General features: G+C 53.1%; 21 protein-coding genes. 10 read left to right on the top strand and 11 right to left on the bottom strand.

The window, feature by feature from the left end; all coding sequences use genetic code 11:
• Positions 1 to 2 precede the first annotated feature (2 nt).
• The 4 genes from OGV94_RS16065 to fimA all read right to left on the bottom strand — a co-directional run bounded on the left by OGV94_RS16065 (position 3) and on the right by fimA (position 4,531).
• Positions 3 to 2,624, bottom strand: a complete 2,622-nt coding sequence (locus OGV94_RS16065) for a fimbrial biogenesis usher protein (RefSeq protein WP_213733173.1) — start codon at positions 2,622 to 2,624, stop codon at positions 3 to 5.
• A 7-nt stretch (positions 2,625 to 2,631) separates the two neighbouring features.
• Positions 2,632 to 3,324, bottom strand: coding sequence for a type 1 fimbria chaperone FimC (gene fimC / locus OGV94_RS16060; RefSeq protein WP_047412892.1), 693 nt, complete (start codon positions 3,322 to 3,324; stop codon positions 2,632 to 2,634).
• Positions 3,325 to 3,365: 41 nt separating this feature from the next.
• Entirely contained in the window at positions 3,366 to 3,899 is a 534-nt protein-coding gene (gene fimI, locus OGV94_RS16055; RefSeq protein WP_047412895.1) for a type 1 fimbrial protein subunit FimI, read from the bottom strand.
• A 77-nt stretch (positions 3,900 to 3,976) separates the two neighbouring features.
• Entirely contained in the window at positions 3,977 to 4,531 is a 555-nt protein-coding gene (fimA, locus tag OGV94_RS16050) for a type 1 fimbrial major subunit FimA (protein WP_043015478.1), read from the bottom strand.
• Between the two features lie 575 nt (positions 4,532 to 5,106).
• Between fimA and folD the strand changes: the two genes are divergently transcribed.
• The 3 genes from folD to OGV94_RS16035 all read left to right on the top strand — a co-directional run bounded on the left by folD (position 5,107) and on the right by OGV94_RS16035 (position 6,834).
• On the top strand, positions 5,107 to 5,973 hold the full coding sequence (gene folD, locus OGV94_RS16045) for a bifunctional methylenetetrahydrofolate dehydrogenase/methenyltetrahydrofolate cyclohydrolase FolD (RefSeq protein WP_003021887.1): 867 nt from the start codon (positions 5,107 to 5,109) through the stop codon (positions 5,971 to 5,973).
• A gap of 1 nt (position 5,974) precedes the next feature.
• The gene (gene ybcJ / locus OGV94_RS16040) at positions 5,975 to 6,187 is read left to right on the top strand and encodes a ribosome-associated protein YbcJ (RefSeq protein ID WP_016152124.1); all 213 of its coding nucleotides are present in this window, start codon (positions 5,975 to 5,977) and stop codon (positions 6,185 to 6,187) included.
• 122 nt (positions 6,188 to 6,309) lie between these two features.
• The gene (locus OGV94_RS16035) at positions 6,310 to 6,834 is read left to right on the top strand and encodes a metal-dependent hydrolase (protein ID WP_181230672.1); all 525 of its coding nucleotides are present in this window, start codon (positions 6,310 to 6,312) and stop codon (positions 6,832 to 6,834) included.
• Positions 6,835 to 6,923: 89 nt separating this feature from the next.
• Here the strand turns inward: OGV94_RS16035 and cysS are convergent, their stop codons facing one another.
• Complete coding sequence (gene cysS / locus OGV94_RS16030) at positions 6,924 to 8,309, bottom strand: cysteine--tRNA ligase (RefSeq protein ID WP_043015475.1); 1,386 nt, start codon at positions 8,307 to 8,309, stop codon at positions 6,924 to 6,926.
• Between the two features lie 173 nt (positions 8,310 to 8,482).
• Between cysS and ppiB the strand changes: the two genes are divergently transcribed.
• From ppiB to purK, 4 genes are all read left to right on the top strand, one after another.
• The gene (gene ppiB, locus OGV94_RS16025; RefSeq protein ID WP_003021875.1) at positions 8,483 to 8,977 is read left to right on the top strand and encodes a peptidylprolyl isomerase B; all 495 of its coding nucleotides are present in this window, start codon (positions 8,483 to 8,485) and stop codon (positions 8,975 to 8,977) included.
• Positions 8,978 to 8,979: 2 nt separating this feature from the next.
• Entirely contained in the window at positions 8,980 to 9,702 is a 723-nt protein-coding gene (gene lpxH, locus OGV94_RS16020; RefSeq protein ID WP_286523766.1) for a UDP-2,3-diacylglucosamine diphosphatase, read from the top strand.
• Between the two features lie 238 nt (positions 9,703 to 9,940).
• The gene (gene purE / locus OGV94_RS16015; protein WP_043015473.1) at positions 9,941 to 10,450 is read left to right on the top strand and encodes a 5-(carboxyamino)imidazole ribonucleotide mutase; all 510 of its coding nucleotides are present in this window, start codon (positions 9,941 to 9,943) and stop codon (positions 10,448 to 10,450) included.
• On the top strand, positions 10,447 to 11,514 hold the full coding sequence (purK, locus tag OGV94_RS16010; RefSeq protein ID WP_075145045.1) for a 5-(carboxyamino)imidazole ribonucleotide synthase: 1,068 nt from the start codon (positions 10,447 to 10,449) through the stop codon (positions 11,512 to 11,514). The genes purE and purK overlap by 4 nt, the downstream gene beginning before the upstream one ends.
• Before the next feature lie 37 nt (positions 11,515 to 11,551).
• Here the strand turns inward: purK and OGV94_RS16005 are convergent, their stop codons facing one another.
• From OGV94_RS16005 to OGV94_RS15990, 4 genes are read right to left on the bottom strand one after another with little or no spacing between them, the layout of a single operon-like run.
• A complete protein-coding gene (locus tag OGV94_RS16005; protein ID WP_043015471.1) occupies positions 11,552 to 12,445 on the bottom strand; it encodes a carbamate kinase in 894 nt (297 codons plus the stop codon).
• A gap of 3 nt (positions 12,446 to 12,448) precedes the next feature.
• Positions 12,449 to 13,258 (bottom strand): oxamate carbamoyltransferase subunit AllH family protein, encoded by an 810-nt coding sequence (locus OGV94_RS16000; RefSeq protein ID WP_043015470.1) that lies wholly within the window; start codon positions 13,256 to 13,258, stop codon positions 12,449 to 12,451.
• 11 nt (positions 13,259 to 13,269) lie between these two features.
• Positions 13,270 to 14,529 (bottom strand): YlbE family protein, encoded by a 1,260-nt coding sequence (locus OGV94_RS15995; protein WP_043015469.1) that lies wholly within the window; start codon positions 14,527 to 14,529, stop codon positions 13,270 to 13,272.
• Positions 14,530 to 14,538: 9 nt separating this feature from the next.
• Positions 14,539 to 16,206, bottom strand: coding sequence for an acyl-CoA synthetase FdrA (locus OGV94_RS15990; RefSeq protein ID WP_047412930.1), 1,668 nt, complete (start codon positions 16,204 to 16,206; stop codon positions 14,539 to 14,541).
• Positions 16,207 to 16,522: 316 nt separating this feature from the next.
• Between OGV94_RS15990 and allD the strand changes: the two genes are divergently transcribed.
• The 3 genes from allD to allE are packed head-to-tail and all read left to right on the top strand — an operon-like array spanning position 16,523 to position 19,625.
• A complete protein-coding gene (gene allD, locus OGV94_RS15985; protein WP_043015467.1) occupies positions 16,523 to 17,572 on the top strand; it encodes an ureidoglycolate dehydrogenase in 1,050 nt (349 codons plus the stop codon).
• A 21-nt stretch (positions 17,573 to 17,593) separates the two neighbouring features.
• Positions 17,594 to 18,829, top strand: a complete 1,236-nt coding sequence (gene allC, locus OGV94_RS15980) for an allantoate deiminase (protein WP_043015466.1) — start codon at positions 17,594 to 17,596, stop codon at positions 18,827 to 18,829.
• 10 nt (positions 18,830 to 18,839) lie between these two features.
• Positions 18,840 to 19,625 carry a (S)-ureidoglycine aminohydrolase gene (gene allE / locus OGV94_RS15975; RefSeq protein WP_043015465.1) on the top strand — a complete coding sequence of 262 codons (786 nt, stop codon included), beginning with the start codon at positions 18,840 to 18,842 and terminating at the stop codon, positions 19,623 to 19,625.
• A gap of 78 nt (positions 19,626 to 19,703) precedes the next feature.
• On the opposite strand, the gene glxK is transcribed toward allE, so the two are convergent.
• Positions 19,704 to 20,852: a glycerate 3-kinase gene (gene glxK / locus OGV94_RS15970; RefSeq protein ID WP_286523944.1), complete on the bottom strand. Its 1,149-nt coding sequence runs from the start codon at positions 20,850 to 20,852 to the stop codon at positions 19,704 to 19,706.
• A 21-nt stretch (positions 20,853 to 20,873) separates the two neighbouring features.
• Entirely contained in the window at positions 20,874 to 22,172 is a 1,299-nt protein-coding gene (locus OGV94_RS15965; RefSeq protein ID WP_043015463.1) for a uracil/xanthine transporter, read from the bottom strand.
• Positions 22,173 to 22,206 lie beyond the last annotated feature (34 nt).

Here is a 22,206-nt window from a genome sequence, read left to right as displayed (position 1 = left end):
TATTATTCCTGTCGTGCCGTTGGGGATTCGCACGTCACGTTCGTGATCGTCACCGCCTGTTTCAGGCTCTCTTCAGGCAAGGCATAGCGCGCCGTGCAGCGAGCTTTTGCGCCTTCTCCCCATTGGATCAGCAACTCGCCTTTTAGCGGCAGACCACTGAGATAAATTTGCCCGTCTTCACCCACCATACTGGTCACACCGCTGGTGTTCTCCCGCACAACGGAACCAAACGGCACGGGTTTACCGGCATATTTCGCGGTAATCAGTGCCCGCACGCCGATTCGCGTATCAAACGCCGCCCGCACCAACGCCCCTTGCGTTGGGACTACGCTGCTGACGTTATTTTCCACATCGGTATTGTTGTTCATGGAATTGGTGTCTAACGCGACGCGGTTATAGCGATAGACGGTGGCATACGGCATCACCGCGTATCCACGCCAGTCGGTTTGAACGCCGGTCTGGTTTTCTATCCGCACCCCCTGCGCGCCAGGCGCTTTAATCAGCACGTTGGTATCGCCCAGAGGCTGACTGAGCGTAATGCCGTCCGCGTGACCCACCACGCCGCCGGAGAGTTGCCAGTTGTAGTCATGCTGGTCGCGGTCATAGTTGTATCCCACGCCGAGCGTGCCATAGGCCGCCTGCCAGTTGGCGCTGGCGTTTCCGCTATAGCCATTGGTGCTACTGTGCCCTTGATTCACGCTGTAGCTCAGGTTGCGTCCATCCAGCAGCGTACCGCCGACTCCGCTCTGCCAACTGTTTTGTCCGTTGCTATTGCGGTTGGCATTAAAGGTGGCGTAGGTGCGATCGAGGGCGTTGTCACGCGAGTAGCGCCGCCCGCTCAGCAGGCTGAACGGGACTGACATATTGAACGCCAGAATACGGTCGGTGTCGGAGATGCCAACCGATTCATTCCACGACCAGGAGAGTGAATAGCTAATCCCCTGCCAGCCACTGGCATAGCCTACCTGGTACCAGGTGTTGGTATCTGAGGTATTCCAGTACGTTTGCTGACTACCCGAGACATACAGCGATCCGTAATCCCCCAGATTCTGCGAAATGTTTATCTGGAAACGACCTTTTTTGCTGTAGCTCAGGTTGTGGTAGCTCTTCACATTGGGCACGTCGTGGCGATTGCCCTCACTGTCGTATTCGTACTCATAGCCTTCCATACTGCGGTACGCGACGTCATCGAGGGTATAGAAGCCACGCGTTGAGTAGCGATACCCCAACAGCTGGAAGTTAGTGCCAAAATTGTTCAACGATTTCGCATACAGGAAACGCAAAGACTGCCCCTGGTGCGTACTGTCATCCGCCAGTTGGCTACGCGCGTGGGTAAGATCGACAGAAACCGCCCCCCAGTCCCCGAGATTTCGACCAGTGCCTAAAACCATCGCGGTGTAGCGTGAAGCCAACTGCGTACCACCATATGCGGTGTAGCCTTCTGGTAACCCGGCAATTAATGTTCCCTGGAAAAAGAACGGTGAGGATTGCTGGCTATTGCCGCTGCGAAAATCCCCGGCGACCACGTCATACTTGAAACGCCCTTCTCGCTGTAATAAGGGAACCGTTGAGTACGGCACCGTATAGCGTTGCTGACTGCCGTCTTTCTCATCCACAGTGACCTCAAGGTCACCGCTGGATGACGTCGGGTTGAGATCGGTTATCGAGAACGCGCCGGGTGAAACATAGCTTTGATAAATCACATAGCCATTCTGACGAATGGTCAGTTTCGCTGCGGTACGCGCAATGCCGCGAACGGTAGGCGCATAGCCTTGTAAGCTGTCAGGATACATACTGTCTGAGGAATAGAGCCGCGCACCGCGAAACCCGACGCTGTCAAAAACGTCGTTGCCGGTGTTGCTGTCGCCCATCACCAGTTCGCCTTTCAGCGGGATAATCGCGCGCTGAAGCCATGTACCGATGTTTTTCCAGCTTTGTGAATGGTATCCATCGCCCTTGGAATAGCTCCACGCGCCGTTATTTCTCAACCGCCATGGGCCATAGTTCAGACCACTGAGCATACTCAGGAAATAGCTGTCCGCATCACTGCCGCGACTGCCGGTAAAACTGTAGTTAACCAGCGCAGCTGGGATCCCTTCATCCCACTCTTCAGGTGGGATATAGCCACGCGCGCTGTTTAACATCGACGCTTGCGGCAGGCTGACGTTGAGGCGCAAGGTAGAAAAATCAAATGCAATCTCGCTGCCTGGAATCGCTTCAGGCAGATTGATGCAGGTATCGTTCGGGTCCTTACTGAGTGCCGGAAACGCGGCGATATTGACGCCAAGGCGTTTCACCCAGTCGAGTCCAAAACACGGCATCAGCCCACCAGACTTCTCCCCGGCTTTTCCCGCACTGGTCGCAAAACGAATATCCTGAGTGGCCACAAACTCATCGTTGCGCCAGATATCCACGCGATAAACGCCTTCAGGCTGGTGATTGCCTTTTTCAAAGCGTGATAAATCCGCCACGGTTGCCGTATCCGCAGATAAAAAGGCCGGATTAAAATAGCTTTCCCCATGGCTTAAAGAGGGAAAGAGCGCCGCCAGCGTGGACAACGCCACCCCTGCCAGCGGTGGCGTAACCCCCGGTAACAGGCCAGGAAAATACGTTGTCTTATTCATCGTTATCTCAACGCACGCTAACCGTTTTGGCCGGAGTCACAGCGCCATAATCATTGACCGTCTGGAACGTGACGTTGCCCTGAACGCCCGTTGGTAGTTGGATCTGCGCATCGCTTTTCGGCGCAACCATCACGTTATCGACCTTTGTTTTCCCCACATTGAGATTGACCAATGTGACGTAATACGCTGACGGATTATTGATTTTCAGGTGGTTACCGGAACGGGAAAACGTCAGCATCCCAGGCGCATCTTCCGGGATTTGCGGCAAATTATTCGGACGGACGAAAAGTTTGATACGTGACAGAATCGCCAGTTGCAGAACGTTTTTGCCCTCAAGGCTGTTTTTATTGACTGACGGAATGGCTTTCACATTCATCCAGAACAGAGACTCACGATCTTTGGGCAGCGGTTCGCCGGCATAGATGATACGCAGCGTATTTTCGCTTTTGGGCTCGCTGACAAACAGTGGAGGCGTAACCACAAATGATTTTTCTTTAACGCCTGCGCTATTCTCAATCCAGGAATTTACCAGGTAACGCTCTTTGGTATCGCTATTGCTGATAGACAGGGATGTTTGTTTGGCATCAGCCGGATAAATAACGCGAGTGGCGCCTAATGCAATACCGCCGGCAGCCTGAACACTGGCAGCAGAAAATAAGGCCAGTAAAAGGATAAAACCTGATTTCAGATAATTAGACATAGCTACAAATACCTTTGATGCGATTATCGTTGGGAAATAAATCAGGGATAAACCAACGTAAACCACACGTCTGAACGAAGCATTCCCGGCGTTATATTTTCCGAGACAGCCCGATAACGAGCAGTGAAATGAAACGTCATCTCTTGCGTTATAATCGGCGCATAATGAAGCGGCAGCGCATTTGGAATAATTTGCCGTTGGCGCTCGTCAAATAATGCCAGACCGATCCCCGAAGCCGCAGAAGCATCGCCGCTGGCAAGGAAAACCTGCGGATCTTCCGCTGGCGTCACGCCCGCAAACGCAATCCCAACATGGTCGTAGACATCAGAACTGCACGAGGTTAAACGCAGTGAAAACGGTACACTGGTAGAGGCAAAGCTTCCCGTCCCGGAGAAAGCATTAGTGCGATACTGCCCCATTTGCACCCGCATATTCTGACTGTCAGTGGCGACCGTACAGGCCCCGTTGACCAGTTGCCCGCGTAGGTGGACGCGGCCACTTTCCAGTATTACCGTATGTGCAAACACGGGCATTACGCACAGCATTCCCGCCAGCGCCACGCCTTTCCCTATCATCTGCCGCATCCTTCATCATCCCCGGATATTGCCTCATCCAATGAGGCGTACTGCATCCTTGCGCAAATCAAAACGGCTTATTCGTACTTCATGATGAACGTCGCGTCAGCATTTGCCTGACCCGGCGTTGCGCTTGCAGCAGTGGCTTTATAACGCGCAGAGAAACGCAGGGTGTTGGTCCCTTCAACCAGCGCCTGAGCGGTAGAGAAGGTGGCTCCATCCGGCTTCAGCGCGGTGGACGTATTGTCCAGAATTTCAATCCCGACGCCGCTGGCAGTAGTACCGTTGTCTGCAGAAGTGACGGCCAGCAGGTTGTTATTGGTAATATCAGACTGACCAGAGAAAGCAACGGCTGCGGTTGCGGCAACTTTCGGGTCACAGTCGTTCAGGACGATAGAGAACGGAATTTGTGCCGTCGTATCACCCACTGCGGCAAAACTTGCAGTACGATACTGGCCTAAGGTGACAACCTGATCGGATGACTGAGTACTGACTGCACAGGCTGCATTGACCAGTTCACCTTCAAAATGCACAGTTCCGCCGCTAACGCTTACCGGATCGGCCGCAACCGCCGCACCTGCGACTAACATCAGGCTGGCAATAACAGAAGAGGTCATTAATTTACGTTTCATGGATTTCCCTTGAATTACACACATCCGGCTCCGGCGTCCTGCGGGATCCGTTTGACTCATTATCGACATTAAATGTCAGGCTAATTATCTCTGCATCCTGTAAAGATATATCTCGCAAGAGAATTAGCTAACCGTTTACCCCAACTCTCCTGAGTATTTGATTCACTAATTTATCTTCGCGAATATGACTATTCGTCACAGCGATAAATTAAACATTTCAATTAATGAAAAATACCTGCAATTCCTTTTAATGGCCCTGGCTAATTCTTAATAGGCCCCAGGAAAAATCTGGGTGAAAATGAGGTAAAATCACCCAAAATTAAGCGTAACAGACTGGTTTGCGACATATTACCCATGAAAAGACCAGGGTGATGAATTGTTTCATTCACGTTAACTTTAATTAGCATGCTCATTAATTACCCGTAAGGCTTTAGCCTCTGACCTGACCCCTTTCGCCGACAGTAACGCCTCCTATCGCACGTAAAAACGCAAACGAAAACTGACAGCACGTCCCGCTTCTGACAAAATAGCGGCATCCCCTTCGGTTTAACGTAACAGACGGAATCCTCTCTCTGATGGCAGCAAAGATTATTGACGGTAAAACGATTGCGCAGCAGGTGCGCTCTGAGGTTGCTCAAAAAGTTCAGGCGCGTTTAGCGGCTGGATTACGCGCCCCAGGCCTGGCTGTTGTGCTGGTAGGTAGCAACCCGGCTTCGCAGATTTATGTTGCGAGTAAACGCAAAGCCTGTGACGAGGTGGGGTTTGTCTCCCGCTCCTATGACCTGCCTGAAACCACCAGCGAAGCGGAGCTTCTTGAGCTGATCGATACGCTCAATGCAGATACCACCATCGACGGTATCCTGGTACAGCTGCCGTTACCTGCGGGTATCGACAACGTTAAAGTGCTGGAGCGTATTGCGCCGGATAAAGACGTTGACGGTTTCCACCCGTATAACGTCGGTCGCCTGTGCCAGCGTGCGCCACGCCTACGTCCGTGTACCCCACGCGGCATTGTAACCCTGCTTGAACGTTACAACATCGACACCTACGGTCTGAATGCGGTCGTCATTGGCGCGTCGAATATTGTTGGTCGCCCGATGAGCATGGAGCTGCTGCTGGCAGGCTGCACCACCACCGTCACCCACCGGTTCACCAAAGATCTGCGCCGCCATGTTGAACATGCTGACCTGCTGATTGTTGCCGTCGGCAAACCTGGCTTTATACCCGGCGAGTGGATCAAAGAAGGTGCGATTGTGATTGATGTCGGCATCAACCGTCTGGAGAATGGTAAAGTTGTTGGCGATGTGGTCTTTGAAGATGCTGCCGCACGCGCGTCATATATCACGCCGGTACCCGGCGGCGTAGGCCCAATGACGGTCGCCACACTTATCGAAAACACGCTGCAGGCGTGTGTTGAATATCATGATGTAAAGGACGTTTAAAATGGCCACATTTTCACTGGGTAAACACCCACACGTTGAACTCTGCGATTTGCTGAAGCTGGAAGGCTGGAGCGAAAGCGGTGCTCAGGCAAAAATTGCTATTGGCGAAGGGTTAGTGAAGGTCGATGGCGCTGTTGAAACGCGTAAACGCTGCAAAATCGTTGCCGGTCAGACCGTCAGCTTTGAAGGCCACAGCATTAACGTCGTAGCGTGATCCCGGTGCCGGATAAGGTCATTTCTTGTCCGGCCACCTCCCCTCTCTTTTTCAGATAATGACTTCACCGCCGCTTCACAGTGAACTGTTAGCATGTTGTTTTTCCACATGAAGCGATCATCATGCCAACTATCGTCACGCACGCTGCCGTTCCGCTCTGTTTAGGGTTAGGTCTCGGACTTAAAGTCATCCCCCCGCGATTACTGCTTACAGGCGTCATTCTGGCTATGCTGCCGGACGCCGACGTACTGTCTTTTAAACTTGGCGTCGCCTACGGCAACGTGTTTGGTCACCGTGGTTTTACCCACTCCCTGCTGTTTGCTTTTGTCGTGCCGCTGCTTTGCGTAGTGATTGGCCGACGATGGTTTAAGGCGGGATTGATTCGCTGCTGGCTATTCCTGACGGTATCACTGCTGTCGCACAGTCTGTTGGATTCGGTCACCACCGGCGGCAAAGGCGTTGGCTGGCTGTGGCCGTGGTCGGATGAACGCTTCTTCGCGCCGTGGCAGGTGATTAAAGTCGCGCCGTTCGCGCTATCACGCTACGCGACCCCTTACGGGCACCAGGTGATTATTTCGGAATTATTATGGGTGTGGCTACCGGGAGTGATGATGATGGGTGTGCTGTGGTGGTATAGACGTCATTAATAGTGCCTGATGGCGCTAAGCTTATCAGGCCTACCGATCATTACATCGTAGGCCGGATAAGGCGTTAGACGCCATCCGGCAATAGAGAGTTACTTACGACGCCAGGTGGTGCCCTGCGGGCCGTCTTCCAGCACGATGCCCATCTCGTTGAGACGGTCACGCGCGGCGTCGGCTGCCGCCCAGTCTTTCGCCTTACGGGCGTCCAGACGCTGTTGGATTAACGCTTCAATTTCAGCAACTTCACCGTCATCCGCCTGCGCACCGCTTTGCAGGAACGCTTCTGGATCCTGTTCCAGTAGTCCCAGCACGCTGGAAAGCTTACGCAGATGCGCAGCCATGCCGTTCGCCGCCGCCATATCTTCACCCTTCAGACGGTTAACCTCACGCGCCATATCAAACAGCACTGAGTAAGCTTCCGGCGTATTGAAGTCATCGTCCATCGCTTCAATAAAGCGCGCCTCAAAGGCTTCGCCACCAGCAGGAGTAACGGATTTGTCGGTGCCGCGCAGCGCGGTATACAGACGCTCCAGCGCAGAACGCGCCTGCTTCAGGTTCTCTTCGCTGTAGTTTAACTGGCTACGGTAATGACCCGACATCAGGAAGTAGCGGATGGTTTCGGCGTCGTAGTACTTAAGTACGTCGCGCACGGTAAAGAAGTTGCCCAGCGATTTGGACATTTTCTCGCGGTCAACCATTACCATCCCGGAGTGCATCCAGTAATTGACGTATTCACCGTCATGCGCGCAGGTGGACTGAGCGATTTCGTTTTCATGGTGCGGGAACATCAGGTCTGAACCGCCGCCATGAATATCGAAATGGTTGCCCAGCTGTTTGCAGTTCATTGCCGAACACTCAATGTGCCAACCCGGACGGCCTGCGCCCCACGGAGACGGCCAGCTCGGCTCGCCTTCTTTGGACATTTTCCACAGCACGAAGTCCATAGGGTTGTGCTTCACATCAACCACGTCAACGCGCGCACCCGCCTGCAACTGTTCCAGATCCTGACGTGATAGTTGACCGTAATTCGGGTCAGTCGGCACGTCGAACATCACGTCGCCGTTATCAGCCACGTAAGCGTGACCTTTGGCAATCAGCTGTTCAGTGATTTCAATAATCTCAGCGATATGGTGTGTAGCGCGCGGCTCCAGGTCCGGGCGCAGAATATTCAGCGCGTCGAAATCGCTATGCATTTCCGCGATCATTCTGTCGACTAACGCCACAAAGCTTTCGCCGTTTTCATTCGCGCGTTTGATGATTTTGTCATCAATATCGGTAATGTTGCGCACATACTTCAGCTTATAGCCGAGGAAGCGCAGATAGCGCGCGACGACGTCGAAAGAAACAAAGGTACGTCCGTGACCAATATGACAGAGATCGTAAACGGTAATACCACACACGTACATGCCGACTTCCCCGGCATGAATAGGTTTGAATTCCTCTTTTTGGCGCGTCAGTGTATTAAAGATTTTTAACATCGAAGATTCCGTGTAGACGTGTGTGGATAGTAAAGTCTGTATAATACCCATAATTTAGACCGGAAGCAGCACACTTTGCGAGGTGATCGCAGCTTGCGGTTATGCTATAACACACCCCTAACTCTGACCCTTGACGGGGTCGAAGCACCAATCTATCGGAACAGGATGCAAAAATGGTTACTTTCCACACTAATCACGGCGATATCGTAATCAAAACGTTTGATGATAAAGCGCCTGAAACAGTTAAAAACTTCCTGGACTACTGCCGCGAAGGTTTTTACAACAACACCATTTTCCACCGTGTTATTAACGGTTTCATGATCCAGGGCGGTGGTTTCGAGCCAGGCATGAAGCAAAAAGCCACGAAAGAAGCGATCAAAAACGAAGCGAACAACGGTTTGAAAAACACCCGTGGTACGCTGGCGATGGCGCGTACTCAGGCTCCGCACTCCGCAACCGCACAGTTCTTCATCAACGTTGCAGACAACGACTTCCTGAACTTCTCCGGCGAAAGCATGCAGGGTTGGGGTTACTGCGTGTTCGCTGAAGTTGTTGAAGGCATGGACGTGGTTGATAAAATCAAAGGCGTTTCCACCGGTCGCAGCGGTATGCACCAGGATGTGCCTAAAGAAGACGTCATCATCGAAAACGTGACCGTCAGCGAGTAATCGTGACGACACTGTTTATTGCAGATCTTCACCTCTGCACAGAAGAACCGGCGATCACCGCCGGTTTTCTGCGTTTTTTAGCCGGCGATGCGCGAAAGGCCGATGCGCTGTACATTCTCGGTGACCTGTTTGAAGCCTGGATTGGCGACGACGATCCTAATCCGCTGCATCATGAAATGGCCGCGGCGATAAAATCGCTGGCGGATTCCGGCGTTCCCTGCTTTTTTATTCACGGCAACCGTGATTTTCTGCTCGGCAAACGTTTTGCCCGTGAGAGCGGCATGACCTTGCTTCCCGAAGAAAAAGTGCTCGACCTGTATGGCCGCAGGGTGCTGATCATGCATGGCGACACCTTATGCACCGACGACGCGGGCTATCAGGCATTTCGCGCCAAAGTGCATCAACCCTGGTTACAGAAACTGTTCCTCGCCCTGCCGCTGTTCGTTCGCCAGCGAATCGCTGCGAAAATGCGCGCCAACAGCAAAGCGGCCAACAGCAGCAAGTCGCTGGAGATCATGGATGTGAATCAGCAGGCCGTTATCGCTGAGATGGAAAAACATCAGGTTCAGTGGTTAATTCACGGCCATACCCACCGCCCGGCGGTCCACGAACTTTCTGCCAATGAGCAACCTGCTTTCCGCGTGGTATTAGGCGCATGGCACAGCGAAGGTTCGATGATCAAAGTCACACCACACGACGTTGAACTGATCGCATTTCCGTTTTAATTCTGCAGATACCCAGTTCCTCTTTACACAAAACTATTCGAGTTGCATCGAGGCGGCAAATCTGTGAATCCCCTGGAGCTTACAAAAGTAAGTGACTGGGGTGAGCAGATGCAGCCAACAAAGAGGCAGCTTGAAGAGTGAAGTGTAAAGCGCGCAATCGTTTTCCTTGACGGTGAATTATGCTATTCTCTGGGGCCTCAAAAGTCGAGTGTAGTGCACCACAGGAGTTTTCAGACGCATGTCTTCCCGCAATAATCCGGCGCGTGTCGCCATCGTGATGGGGTCCAAAAGCGACTGGGCTACCATGCAGTTCGCCGCCGAAATCTTCGAAATGCTGGACGTTCCACACCATGTTGAGGTCGTCTCTGCTCACCGTACCCCAGACAAACTGTTCAGTTTCGCCGAAGGCGCTGAAGAGAACGGCTATCAGGTGATTATTGCCGGTGCCGGTGGTGCTGCACATCTGCCAGGCATGATTGCGGCGAAAACGTTGGTGCCTGTTTTAGGCGTTCCGGTACAAAGCGCAGCATTGAGCGGCGTAGATAGCCTTTATTCCATCGTTCAAATGCCTCGCGGTATTCCGGTGGGCACGCTGGCGATCGGCAAAGCGGGCGCGGCCAATGCGGCCCTGCTGGCCGCGCAAATTCTGGCAACACACGACAAAGCCTTACACCAGCGTCTGAACGACTGGCGCAAAGCGCAAACCGATGAGGTGCTGGAGAACCCGGACCCGCGAGGTGTCGCATGAAGCAGGTCTGCGTACTTGGCAACGGACAGCTAGGGCGCATGCTGCGCCAGGCCGGTGAGCCACTGGGCATAGCGGTCTGGCCCGTCGGGCTGGACGCTGAACCGGCTGCGGTCCCTTTTCAACAAAGCGTGATCACCGCTGAGATTGAGCGCTGGCCGGAAACGGCGCTCACTCGCGAACTGGCACGCCACCCGGCGTTTGTTAACCGCGACGTCTTCCCGATTATTGCTGACCGTCTGACGCAAAAGCAGCTTTTTGACAAGCTCGGTCTGGCGACCGCGCCATGGCAACTGCTGGCAGATAAAAGCGAATGGTCTGCGATATTCGACAAACTTGGCGAGCTGGCGATTGTGAAACGTCGCGTCGGCGGCTACGACGGACGTGGACAGTGGCGCTTGCGCGCAAATGAAACTGAGCAACTGCCGGACGATTGCTACGGCGAATGCATCGTTGAGCGGGGAATCAACTTCTCCGGTGAAGTCTCCCTGGTTGGCGCTCGTGCGCACGACGGCAGCACCGTCTTCTATCCGCTGACCCATAACCTGCACCAGGACGGCATTCTGCGCACCAGCGTAGTCTTCCCGCAGGCTAACGCCAGACAGCAGGAACAGGCCGAAGCGATGCTCTCTGCCATCATGCAGGAGCTGGGCTATGTCGGCGTGATGGCAATGGAGTGTTTCATCACCCCAGAGGGTCTGCTGATTAACGAACTGGCTCCTCGTGTGCACAATAGCGGGCACTGGACGCAAAACGGCGCCAGCATCAGCCAGTTTGAGCTGCACCTGCGCGCCATTACTGGCCTGCCGCTGCCGACGCCGGTGGTGAACAATCCTTCGGTGATGGTAAACCTGATCGGCAGCGACCTGAACTACGACTGGCTGAAGCTGCCGCTGGTACACCTGCATTGGTATGACAAGGAAGTGCGTGAAGGGCGTAAGGTGGGTCACCTGAACCTGAGCGACAGCGATACCGCGCGCCTTAGCGCCACGCTGGAAGCGCTTATTCCCCTGCTGCCGCCGGAATATGCCAGCGGTATCATCTGGGCGCAGTCAAAGCTGAAATAAGTTGATACGGGGGCGTACATACACACGCCCCCGTTTTTTACAGACGGATACAGGTTCCGGCTTTGCCCGCCAGCGTATCTTCAATACGTGACAGCGCGCCAATCCATGCCGGTTTTCCACGTCGTTTCACATATCCGCTGACGGCGGTCACTTTTGGTCCCATCGAACCATCGGCTTTAGCAAACGGTGCCAGTTCATCAGGGGAGGCCTGACGAATCGCGCGCTGCTCCGGCGTCCCCCAGTTTTCGTAGACCGCATCGGCATCGGTAAGAATAACCAGACCGTCGGCGTCGATCTGTTCAGCCAGCAACGCTGCCGCCAGGTCCTTATCGATGACCGCTTCAGCCCCTAATCCCTCGCCAGTGACGGGGACGCCGCCTCCCCCGCTACAAATCACCACATGCCCTTCTTTGAGCAAGAGCTTAATGGCATCACTTTCTACGATCTGGCGAGGCTCAGGCGAGGCGACAACACGCCGCAGGTATTTGCCGTCACGCTTCATATGCCAGCCGTAGGTGGCTTCCAGTTGCGTTTGTTCTTCGGGCGAATACACCGGGCCGATAAATTTTTCCGGTGACATAAACGCAGGATCGTCCTCGGATACCACAATACGGGTTAACACTGCGGTCACCGGCGGCATCTCCGGTTCTGCGGTCAGGCTCTGGGCCAACATATAACCAATCATGCCCTGCGTCTCGGCCACCAGCACATCCAACGGGTAAGGTTCAACCTCCTTCCAGGCAAGATTCTGTAACGACAGCAGGCCAACCTGCGGTCCGTTGCCATGAACGATAGCCAGGCGGTATGAACGCGCCAGACGCGCCAGGGCGGGTACAGCACTGGCAATATTACGGTATTGATTTTCTGCCGTCAGCGCCTCGCCGCGCTGCAATAATGCGTTGCCACCGAGAGCAACAACCAGCGTTTTCATTCCCTATCCTTCTATGATTTGTTGTCCAATCCAGAACCCTAACAGGGTGTCTGCGCCGGAGGTGTGCCCAAGCGCCAGCAGCGAATTTATCGCCGCATCCAGCCTTTCCTGGCGACGCAGAGCATGGGTGAAGTGGAGTAAAGGTGAAGCAAAGTACCCTAGCGCCGCGTAGCGCAAGTAACTCACGCTAACCACTGTCGTCGCCTGTTCAAGGTTGCCGGAGTAATCAAAGAAACGGTGCCCGGAATGCTTATTCAGCGCGCCGAAATACCATGCGGCCAACAGCATACCGGTCAACGTGTCATCATGGCTGGGCGTTAAACCAGGTCCTTTGCCTAACCACTGTCGCCAGTCTGTCGACAAGCCGGCAAGCGCCGAGAAGAAGCAGTGGCGAAACTGGCGCAGCTCGGGGCACAAAGGCAGGCTTGCCGCCAGCATTAACGGTCCGAATAATCCCGTTTCCTCGCCGCGATCCATCCAGGCCGGTGCAAGGCGCGGGGCATGGGGGCGATAGGTTATTTGCAATGAACAACGACGCTGCGGCTGGCGTAACAGATACGGCCCCAACGCAATCCCCCCGGGGACAGCCAGAGGGATGTCACTACCACTTAACGCCGCACGCAGCGCATCAAAGTCATGCGAACGGATCACCCATCCCCCAGGGCTAAAGCCGCTTCCCTGGCGATGCAGCGTTAACAGTGCGCCCCCTTCGGCCACAAGGTTAATCGAGCGCCGCCAGACGCCAGACAATTGCCATGACTGGCGAAAATCCGCAGACTGCTGACTGCCCATCAGAGGACGGATGATCATCATGCGCGGCTCTCTTAGCTAATGCCCATACTTTCAGCCAGCGCTTCCAGAGCCAGCTCAAAGCAGGCCAACGGCGCACGGACCGTACCCGCGCCAATCTGGCCAATACCGGCCTCTTTATGGGCGATACCGGTATTGATCAGCGGCGTAATCCCCGTTTCAACCACGCGACGGATATCGAGCCCCAGGCAGGCCCCCTGGAAGTCCCAGCCGGGGATCTGCAACTGCATATTGCGTTCCAGATAGATTTCAGCCATCTCCTCGGAAACGGACTTCGCGGCCTCCATCCCGCCTGCACCGACAAAACGCGTTACGCCTGGTGCGGCGATCATTGCCGCGCCGCCGATACCAAAAGTTTCGGTGATGGCGCTATCGCCCATATCCGGATTAGCCTGCTCCTGCGAAAAACCGGTAAAGAACAGCCCCTGCGGTGTGTTAACAGGCGCAGTAAACCAGCGATCGCCGAGTCCGCTCACGCGAATACCGAACATATCGCCATTACGGGTCATTGCGGTCACAATACTGCCGGAACGCACCATTGCTCCGGCATCCATTGCCGCTTTGCAGTAAGCCATCGCCAGGTTAAGGAAGAACTGGTCGGTCACACTGAGGAAATCCATCACCTCAGCAATCTGCTGCTTATCATGTTCCAGACGGGCAATTTGCGGCGCCAGCGTACGCATCAACAGGGCTGAAGAGGCAATGTTGCGCTGATGGAACTCATCGCCCATCGTTATGCCCTGCGCCATCATGGCGGTCAGGTCAATACCCTGCTCCAGGGTGCTCAGCGCTGCGCTTAAGACCGGCATCAGAACATCACGCATCCAACGTAAACGCTGCTGGACATCCTCACCATACGCGCCGAAACGCATCACCTTGCCGATACCTTCGTTAAGGTTGCAGTAAGCCCGATTCCCTTCTGTGATGTTTTCTACTACCAGCATCGGCATGCTGGCAGAAGTGATCCCGCCCATCGGCCCCACGGCATTAACATGATGGCAAGGTATAAAATTGACTTTTCCCTGCTCCAGTAATGCCAGTGCGCTCATTTCATCATTGGCCCACCCTTCAAAAAGACATGCACCAATGCAAGCCCCTTTCATCGGGCCGGTCATCTCTTGCCAACGCATTGGCGGTCCCGCATGAAGCAGCGTTTTTCCTTCATTGAGTTCGCTGATTAACGAGGACGCGGGTTGCACATCCAGCCAGTGCGGACGCGCACGACGAATTTCTTCGATTACTGCAGCATTGGCTTGCGCCACTGATGTAAACATTGGAACCCCTTATTGCAAACGTTCTAATAAACGAGCCAGTTTTTTATTACCGCCAGCGACAGGCGCCCACTGGTAATGCACCACCGGCTTTTCTGCCGCCTGTAAATCCAGCGCAAAACTGCGTAACCCGGCATTAATAACCGCTACTTTTTCCAGTAGCGAAGGTGCGGATTGATGAGATAACGGTTGAGATGGTCGAATCAGTTCGGCGGCAAGCAGTGTTGCCTCAGGCAGCGAACTCACCACGGCAATTCCGGCATCTTCCAGCGTAGCGATTTGCAATGAACGACACTGCGGGTCACCTTCTGTACCGGTCACCGTCGCAATCGCAAACAATGGTTGGTCGATATCTCGGGCAACACATGCCTTCTGCCAGGCCTGAACCAGTGACGCAGCAGGATCTGCCGTCGCCCCGTAGCCAATCACGACATCCACCAGCAGCACCCGCACCTGTGGTTGTGAACCCAGATCCGTAATAAGTTGATTACGTAACGCAGGGTCGATCATCGGATGCGGTCGCCCAACGGTGTAAAAATCATCCCCCAGATCGATAATCTGGTGCCCGGCGGCATCCAGCATCATGCCATGATGATGCTGTGCATCCGCAGCAACGTTCAGGTGCGCGGCCAGCAGTCCCGCGGCTTCGGCAGCCAGCGTACCTCCGGTATAGAGCCCCCGAATTAGGCCATCTCCCGAAGCAGTAAGCGCACTGCGTCGCGCCGTGACTCGCGCCAGCAAACAAGCGAGACGAGCCGCATCATCTAGCGTCGATGCAAACCAGACGTTCTCATCGCGGGGCGCTGTGCAGGTGTAACCTAAAAACAGGGCTACCACAGGTTTGCCCGTGGCTTTCATCGCCGTGACGATATGCTGGCGAACAGCCTCTGCCGGTGGTTTTGACACAAAGGCCAGCACCTGGCTTTTATCATCTGCGCCGAGCATATCCAGTGCGGTAAGCGCACTAATGCCACCCACCTCGGCGCTCAGGTCGCGACCGCCCAGGCCGATGGCGTGAGTGATGCCTTCCCCGGCCAGCGCTATCTGTGAACAGAGCTCCTGGATCCCTGTGCCGGATGCGCCTATCACACCAATGTTGCCTTCCGGCATCACGTTGGCAAAAGCCAGCGGCGTACCGGCGATCATGGCAGTTCCGCAATCCGGTCCCATCACCAGCAGACCTTTATCTTGTGCGCGACGCTTCAGATTGATTTCATCTTCCAGCGTGACGTTGTCGGAGAACATCATGACGTTCAGGTTGCGATCCAGCGCCTGGTTCGCCAGCTCTGCTGCGTATTCGCCAGCAACAGAAATTAACGTCATATTCGCTTCAGGTAGTTTCTGACACGCGCTCTCCCAGCGTCTGACCTGCAGGAGCGTTTGGCTCCCCCCGGTAGCCTGCGCCAACTGCTGCAACGACTCATCCAGTTGCTGCAAAATGGCCTGGGTAATACTTTCATCCGCCGTTTCAGTACGAATAGCCACGCAAATATCATTCGGCGTTGCCTGATTAAAATCGTCATGCCAAAACCCGGTCGTTTCCAGCAACGATTTATTCGCTGGCGTTCCCATCATGACCGAAACATCATCTACATTTTCGGACTCACTCAGCTTGCGTGAAATAATCATTAAACTGACAGAGTCCTGAAAACACCCTTTTTTAATAAAGGCGTGAATCATAACAACCCCTTAATAATTGCACCCATGGCAATTGCACGAGTAGTGTTAATGTGGAGCTCAAGGTATATATCCGACATCACAAATAGAGTGATTAAAATCACATACAATTTATTAGCAAAAGAATTTTAATAACCACCACAGGATTACATGCTATTTTTTAACGGAATTTTTTATTTAAAAAGAAATGGCAAATCAGCACTGATTATCAAATAAATTCTAACTATATTTTTTTGCGTGTCTGGATCACATAATCTATTTATATTCCCGGTATGTTAACGGCAGTCATGCTTCACACCGTCGTTAAAAAGGAAGACAGATGAAAATCAGTCGGGAAAAACTCCACCAGCTTATCGAGAATAAGCTTTGCAAGGCCGGACTAAAACGTGAGCACGCCGCAACGGTTGCCGAGGTATTGGTTTATGCAGATGCCAGAGGTATTCACTCTCATGGCGCCGTACGCGTTGAATACTATGCCGAGCGCATTTCAAAAGGCGGCACTAACCGCGAACCCACATTTCGTTTTGAAGATACCGGTCCCTGCACAGCGATTTTGCACGCCGATAATGCCGCCGGGCAAGTCGCAGCAAAGATGGGTATGGAGCATGCAATTGAAATTGCTAAAAAAAATGGTGTCGCCGTTGTCGGCATTAGCCGAATGGGACACAGCGGAGCCATTTCTTACTTTGTGCAAAAAGCCGCTCGCGCAGGCCTGATTGGCCTCTCCGTATGCCAGTCCGACCCAATGGTCGTACCGTTCGGCGGCGCAGATATTTACTACGGCACTAATCCGCTAGCCTTCGCCGCACCAGGGGAAGGCGACGATATCATAACCTTTGATATGGCGACGACGGTGCAGGCCTGGGGAAAAGTTCTGGATGCCCGCTCGCGCAACGAAGCGATCCCGAACACCTGGGCTGTCGATAAAAATGGCTCGCCGACCACCGATCCTTTTGCAGTCAATGCGTTGCTTCCCGCCGCCGGACCTAAAGGCTATGGTCTGATGATGATGATCGATGTGTTATCCGGCATTCTGCTGGGATTACCGTTTGGTCGTCAGGTCAGTTCAATGTATGAAGATTTACATACTGGACGTAATTTAGGCCAACTGCATATAGTAATTAATCCTGAGTTTTTCTCCTCCAGCCAATTATTTCGTCAGCATCTCAGTCAAACCATGCAAGAGTTAAATGCTGTTACTCCTGCACCTGGTTTTAAACAGGTTTATTACCCCGGACAGGATCAAGATATTAATCAACGCAATGCTGCGGCCCATGGTGTCGACATTGTTGACGAGATTTATCAATACCTGATTTCCGATGCCCTCTATATCAAGTCATACGAAACAAAGAATCCCTTTGCACAATAATTATTGAAACAGGAATTTCAGATGATCAACCATTTTCGTCACGCAATAGAAGAAACCCTTCCCTGGCTCTCTTCCTTTGGCGCAGATCCTTCCGGTGGGATGACGCGCCTGCTGTATTCGCCAGAATGGCTTGAAACACAACAGCAATTTAAAAAGCGTATGGATGCCAGCGGCCTTGAAACGCGCTTTGATGAAGTGGGCAATTTATACGGTCGCCTGCGCGGTAGCGAATCCCCGGAACAGGTAATTTTAAGCGGCTCGCATATCGATACCGTCGTCAACGGCGGCAATCTTGACGGTCAGTTTGGTGTGTTGGCGGCTTGGTTAGCGATTGACTGGCTTAAGACCACCTACGGCGCACCGCTGAAAACAGTCGAAGTGGTCTCGATGGCAGAAGAAGAAGGCAGCCGTTTCCCGTATGTCTTCTGGGGCAGTAAGAACATTTTTGGGCTGGCGAATCCCGATGATGTCCGCAACATCCAGGACGCCAAAGGCACGCGTTTTGTTGATGCGATGAACGCCTGCGGCTTTACTCTCCCCACCAAACCGCTTCACGCTCGCACTGACATTAAAGCCTTTGTTGAATTGCACATCGAGCAAGGGTGCGTACTTGAAAGCAATGGTCAGTCCATCGGGGTTGTCAGCGCGATTGTCGGACAGCGTCGCTATACGGTAACGCTGAATGGAGAATCCAACCATGCGGGTACAACGCCGCTAAGCTACCGTCGCGACACTGTTTACGCCTTCAGCCGCATCTGCAGCCAGTCCATTGAGAAAGCGAAAAAGCATGGCGATCCCCTGGTGCTGACCTTTGGCAAAGTTGAGCCGCAGCCAAACACCGTTAACGTAGTGCCAGGAAAAACGATCTTCACGATCGATTGCCGTCATACCGACGCCGAAGTGCTGCGTGATTTTACCCAGCAACTGGAAAATGATATGCGCGCCATCTGTGATGAAATGGATATTGGCATTGATATCGATTTATGGATGGACGAAACGCCGGTCCCGATGGACACAAAACTGGTCGCCACTCTCACTGAACTGTGTGAAAAAGAACAACTGAACTACCGGGTGATGCACAGCGGCGCGGGCCACGATGCGCAAATTTTCGCTCCTCGTGTGCCAACCTGCATGATTTTCATGCCCAGCATTAACGGTATCAGCCACAACCCTGCTGAACGTACAAATATTAACGACCTTGCCGAAGGGGTCAAAACTCTGGCATTAATGCTTCATCAACTTGCCTGGCAGAAATAAGGAGTCAACAATGGGATATTTGAATAACGTCACGGGTTACCGCGATGATTTACTGGCTAACCGCGCAATTGTAAAACACGGTAACTTCGCCCTCTTAACCCCCGATGGACTGGTTAAAAACATCATTCCGGGTTTTGAAAACTGTGACGTCACCATCCTTTCAACGCCAAAACTGGGCGCGTCGTTTGTTGATTATCTGGTGACGCTACACCAGAACGGTGGCAACCAGAGCGGTTTCGGCGGCGAAGGGATTGAAACGTTCTTATATGTTATTTCTGGTAACATTGAGGCGAAAGCGGAAGGTCAAACGTTCACTTTAACTCAGGGTGGATACCTGTATTGCCCGCCAGGCGAACTGCTCACTTTCAGCAATACTCAGGCAGAAGACAGCCAGTTGTTTTTATACAAACGTCGTTACACGCCAGTAGCGGGCCATGCGCCGTGGCTGGTGTCCGGTAACGCCAACCAATTAGAACGTATTCATTATGAAGGTATGGATGACGTGATCCTGCTGGATTTCCTGCCTAAAGAATTGGGCTTCGATATGAATATGCACATCCTGTCGTTCGAGCCGGGTGCCAGCCACGGTTATATCGAAACACACGTGCAGGAACACGGTGCTTATATTCTTTCAGGCCAGGGAGTATATAACCTCGACAATCAGTGGATCCCGGTGAAAAAAGGCGATTACATTTTTATGGGTGCTTATTCCCTGCAGGCCGGATACGGCGTAGGTCGTGGAGAAGCATTCAGCTACATCTATTCCAAAGATTGCAACCGGGATGTGGAGATCTAACGGCGTACAGCCCGCCTGATAATTTTTTATTTAGCTATGTTGGGTTTTGCCACGGTTTATACCGTGGCTTTTTTTTGCTTAACGCTGATTTACCGTCTGGCCCAGTTTCATCGCACAAGCGATATTGCGCGCGCAGTGATAGAGATTGGTTTCGCCGCTAGCCAGCACTTCCGCCAACGGGGCGAGCTGCGGCAAAATACTGAATACCGCATCAATACCATGGTCATGGACCACCTCCACGCCTTCCCCCAACACCCCTGCGATACCAATAACGGGAACATGATGCTGCATGGCCACCGACGCTACGCCAATTGGCGCTTTACCGCCGACCGTTTGTGAATCAATACGCCCTTCACCGGTAATAACCAGCGCCGCGTCTTTGATTGATTGCTCCAGCTTTACTGCCTGCAGCACAATCTCAATGCCTGGTTTCAGGTTGGCCTGCAGGAAGATAACCGCAGCAATCCCCATTCCTCCAGCCGCCCCACCGCCCGCGACCTGAGCAACATTCTCACCGGTCAGCGTTTGTAGCACACGGGCATAGTTGAGTAACCCTTCCTCCAGCATTTCAACCATTTCAGGCGTGGCCCCTTTCTGCGGGCCGAATACTCTTGCAGCGCCGCGCGGACCAACCAAAGGGTTATCCACGTCACAGGCAACGTCAATGCGACATGCTTCCAGCCGCGGATCACACTGTTGCATATCGATGCTCGCAAGACGAGACAAGCTGCCGCCTCCCGCATTTAATGACATACCTTGCGCATCAAGAAAACGCACGCCAAGCGCCTGAGCCATCCCCATACCGCCATCAACCGTGGCACTCCCGCCAATACCAAGAATAATATGACGAATACCGGCATCCAGCGCATGCCGAATCAGCTCACCGGTGCCGTAACTTGAGGCCAGGAGAGGATTGCGCGCTTGCGGTTCGACCAGCATCAGCCCACTCGCCGCCGCCATTTCAATAATGGCGGTCTTTCCGTCACCGGTCAGGCCATAAAATCCCGTGACTTTTTCCCCCATTGGCCCGCAGACTTCCACAGAGATGACTTTTCCCCCTGTTGCCGCCACCATCGCATCCACGGTCCCTTCTCCGCCATCAGCAACCGGCAAACAAATATATTCCGCCTCCGGGAATATGGCTGAAAATCCGGCTTTAATTGCCTGGCAGCATTGGTCAGCGCTTAAGCTCTCTTTAAACGAATCTGGCGCAATTACAATTTTCATCATCAATCCTTTTTAATCATGCTATTTAATGCGTTCCCATGGAATAAGATTTTCCATAAGCACCGCCAGTAAAATTCCCACCAGCAAGCCATTACTCAGTAATGGTCGAATAGTCAGCGGAAGATCTTGTAAATACACCGGAGGCAACCCCATCAAAAAAATGCCGACAAACAGCGGGAGCGCCAGTCGATAAATATTCCGCGCGGTAAAGGTGATTTGTTGGCTAAATACCAGACCGGAATAGAGCAGCGGAAGATAAGAAACCAGCATCACGGCACTGCTGATTGCCAGCGGTATGGCGCAAAATAAGCGGGTTAACGGCGTCACTATCGCCACGAATAAACATAATACGCTGCCGTAAATAAATGATGTTCGCGAGCTGTCGCCGGTCTGCGTTAACAGGCCGATAGAAGAAACAAAAGGTGAAAATGGAATCACGGCTAAAGGCACTGTCACCAGCGTCATAAAGCCGGAAATGATAAAGCATCGGCGGTAACGCGAGCTGCTGGAGCCTTGCTGCGCATAAAATACGTCCGTGCCACGTACCGCGCCATAGGTATTACTAATATTCACCAGACCGGTGATAACGGCCGTCAGAATAATACCCGGTAACAGTCTGCCATGGCTGCCTAACGGGAACCACTGCCAGCTTAATTCGCTGGACGGCAGGGATGCTGATGGAAAACACAATCGCCAAAGTCCCCACCCCACTACCGCCCCCACCAACAGGGCATAGCGTGAGATCCGCTGTGGTAAAAAGATGATCATCGCAAGGATGAAGCACATTACGGCAACAGCCAGGCTAAAGGGTGCAAGTTGAATTTTGACGCTGGTATCAGCAATGCCAAAGGGCAAACCCAGCATGCCCTTAAAAAAGATGGTGGTCAGTTGCGCACCGAGCAGCAGCATAAAAAAGACCATGACTGTCGGGGTAAAAAGCCGGGCTAATCGATGTCCTAAGCCACTAAAACCGATAATCATCGTCAGAACAGCGGAAATGACAATCCCGACAGACAGGCTGGTGGCGATATCATTAAGCGGGGTTCCGCGCGACGCCTCAGCCAGAGTAATCGTCAAAATGGTTCCCCACCATAAACCGGTTGGCCCTTCCATAATAGCGCGACGATGGCCACAAATTACCTGAGCAAGACAGGCCAGCGACGTCGTTAAAAAAGCGTACTGCGTAAGCATTAGCAGATTGCTGGCAGGGAGATGAAAAGCAGAAACCAGCGTTGGCGGGACCACGACCGTATTACAAAAAATAAAGAAAAACCACTGAAAGCCGGATAACAAACTTTCGCGGTTAATAACAGGAAGCATATTCATACCTTAAAATAGAGAATGCCCGCCAGCA

It is taken from the genome of Citrobacter sp. Ce006 (assembly GCF_030336535.1).
In the GTDB taxonomy this organism is placed as follows: Bacteria; Pseudomonadota; Gammaproteobacteria; order Enterobacterales; family Enterobacteriaceae; genus Citrobacter; species Citrobacter europaeus.
The sequence above is the reverse complement of the archived record's forward strand: the minus strand, read 5'-3'. Positions and strand labels throughout refer to the sequence as shown.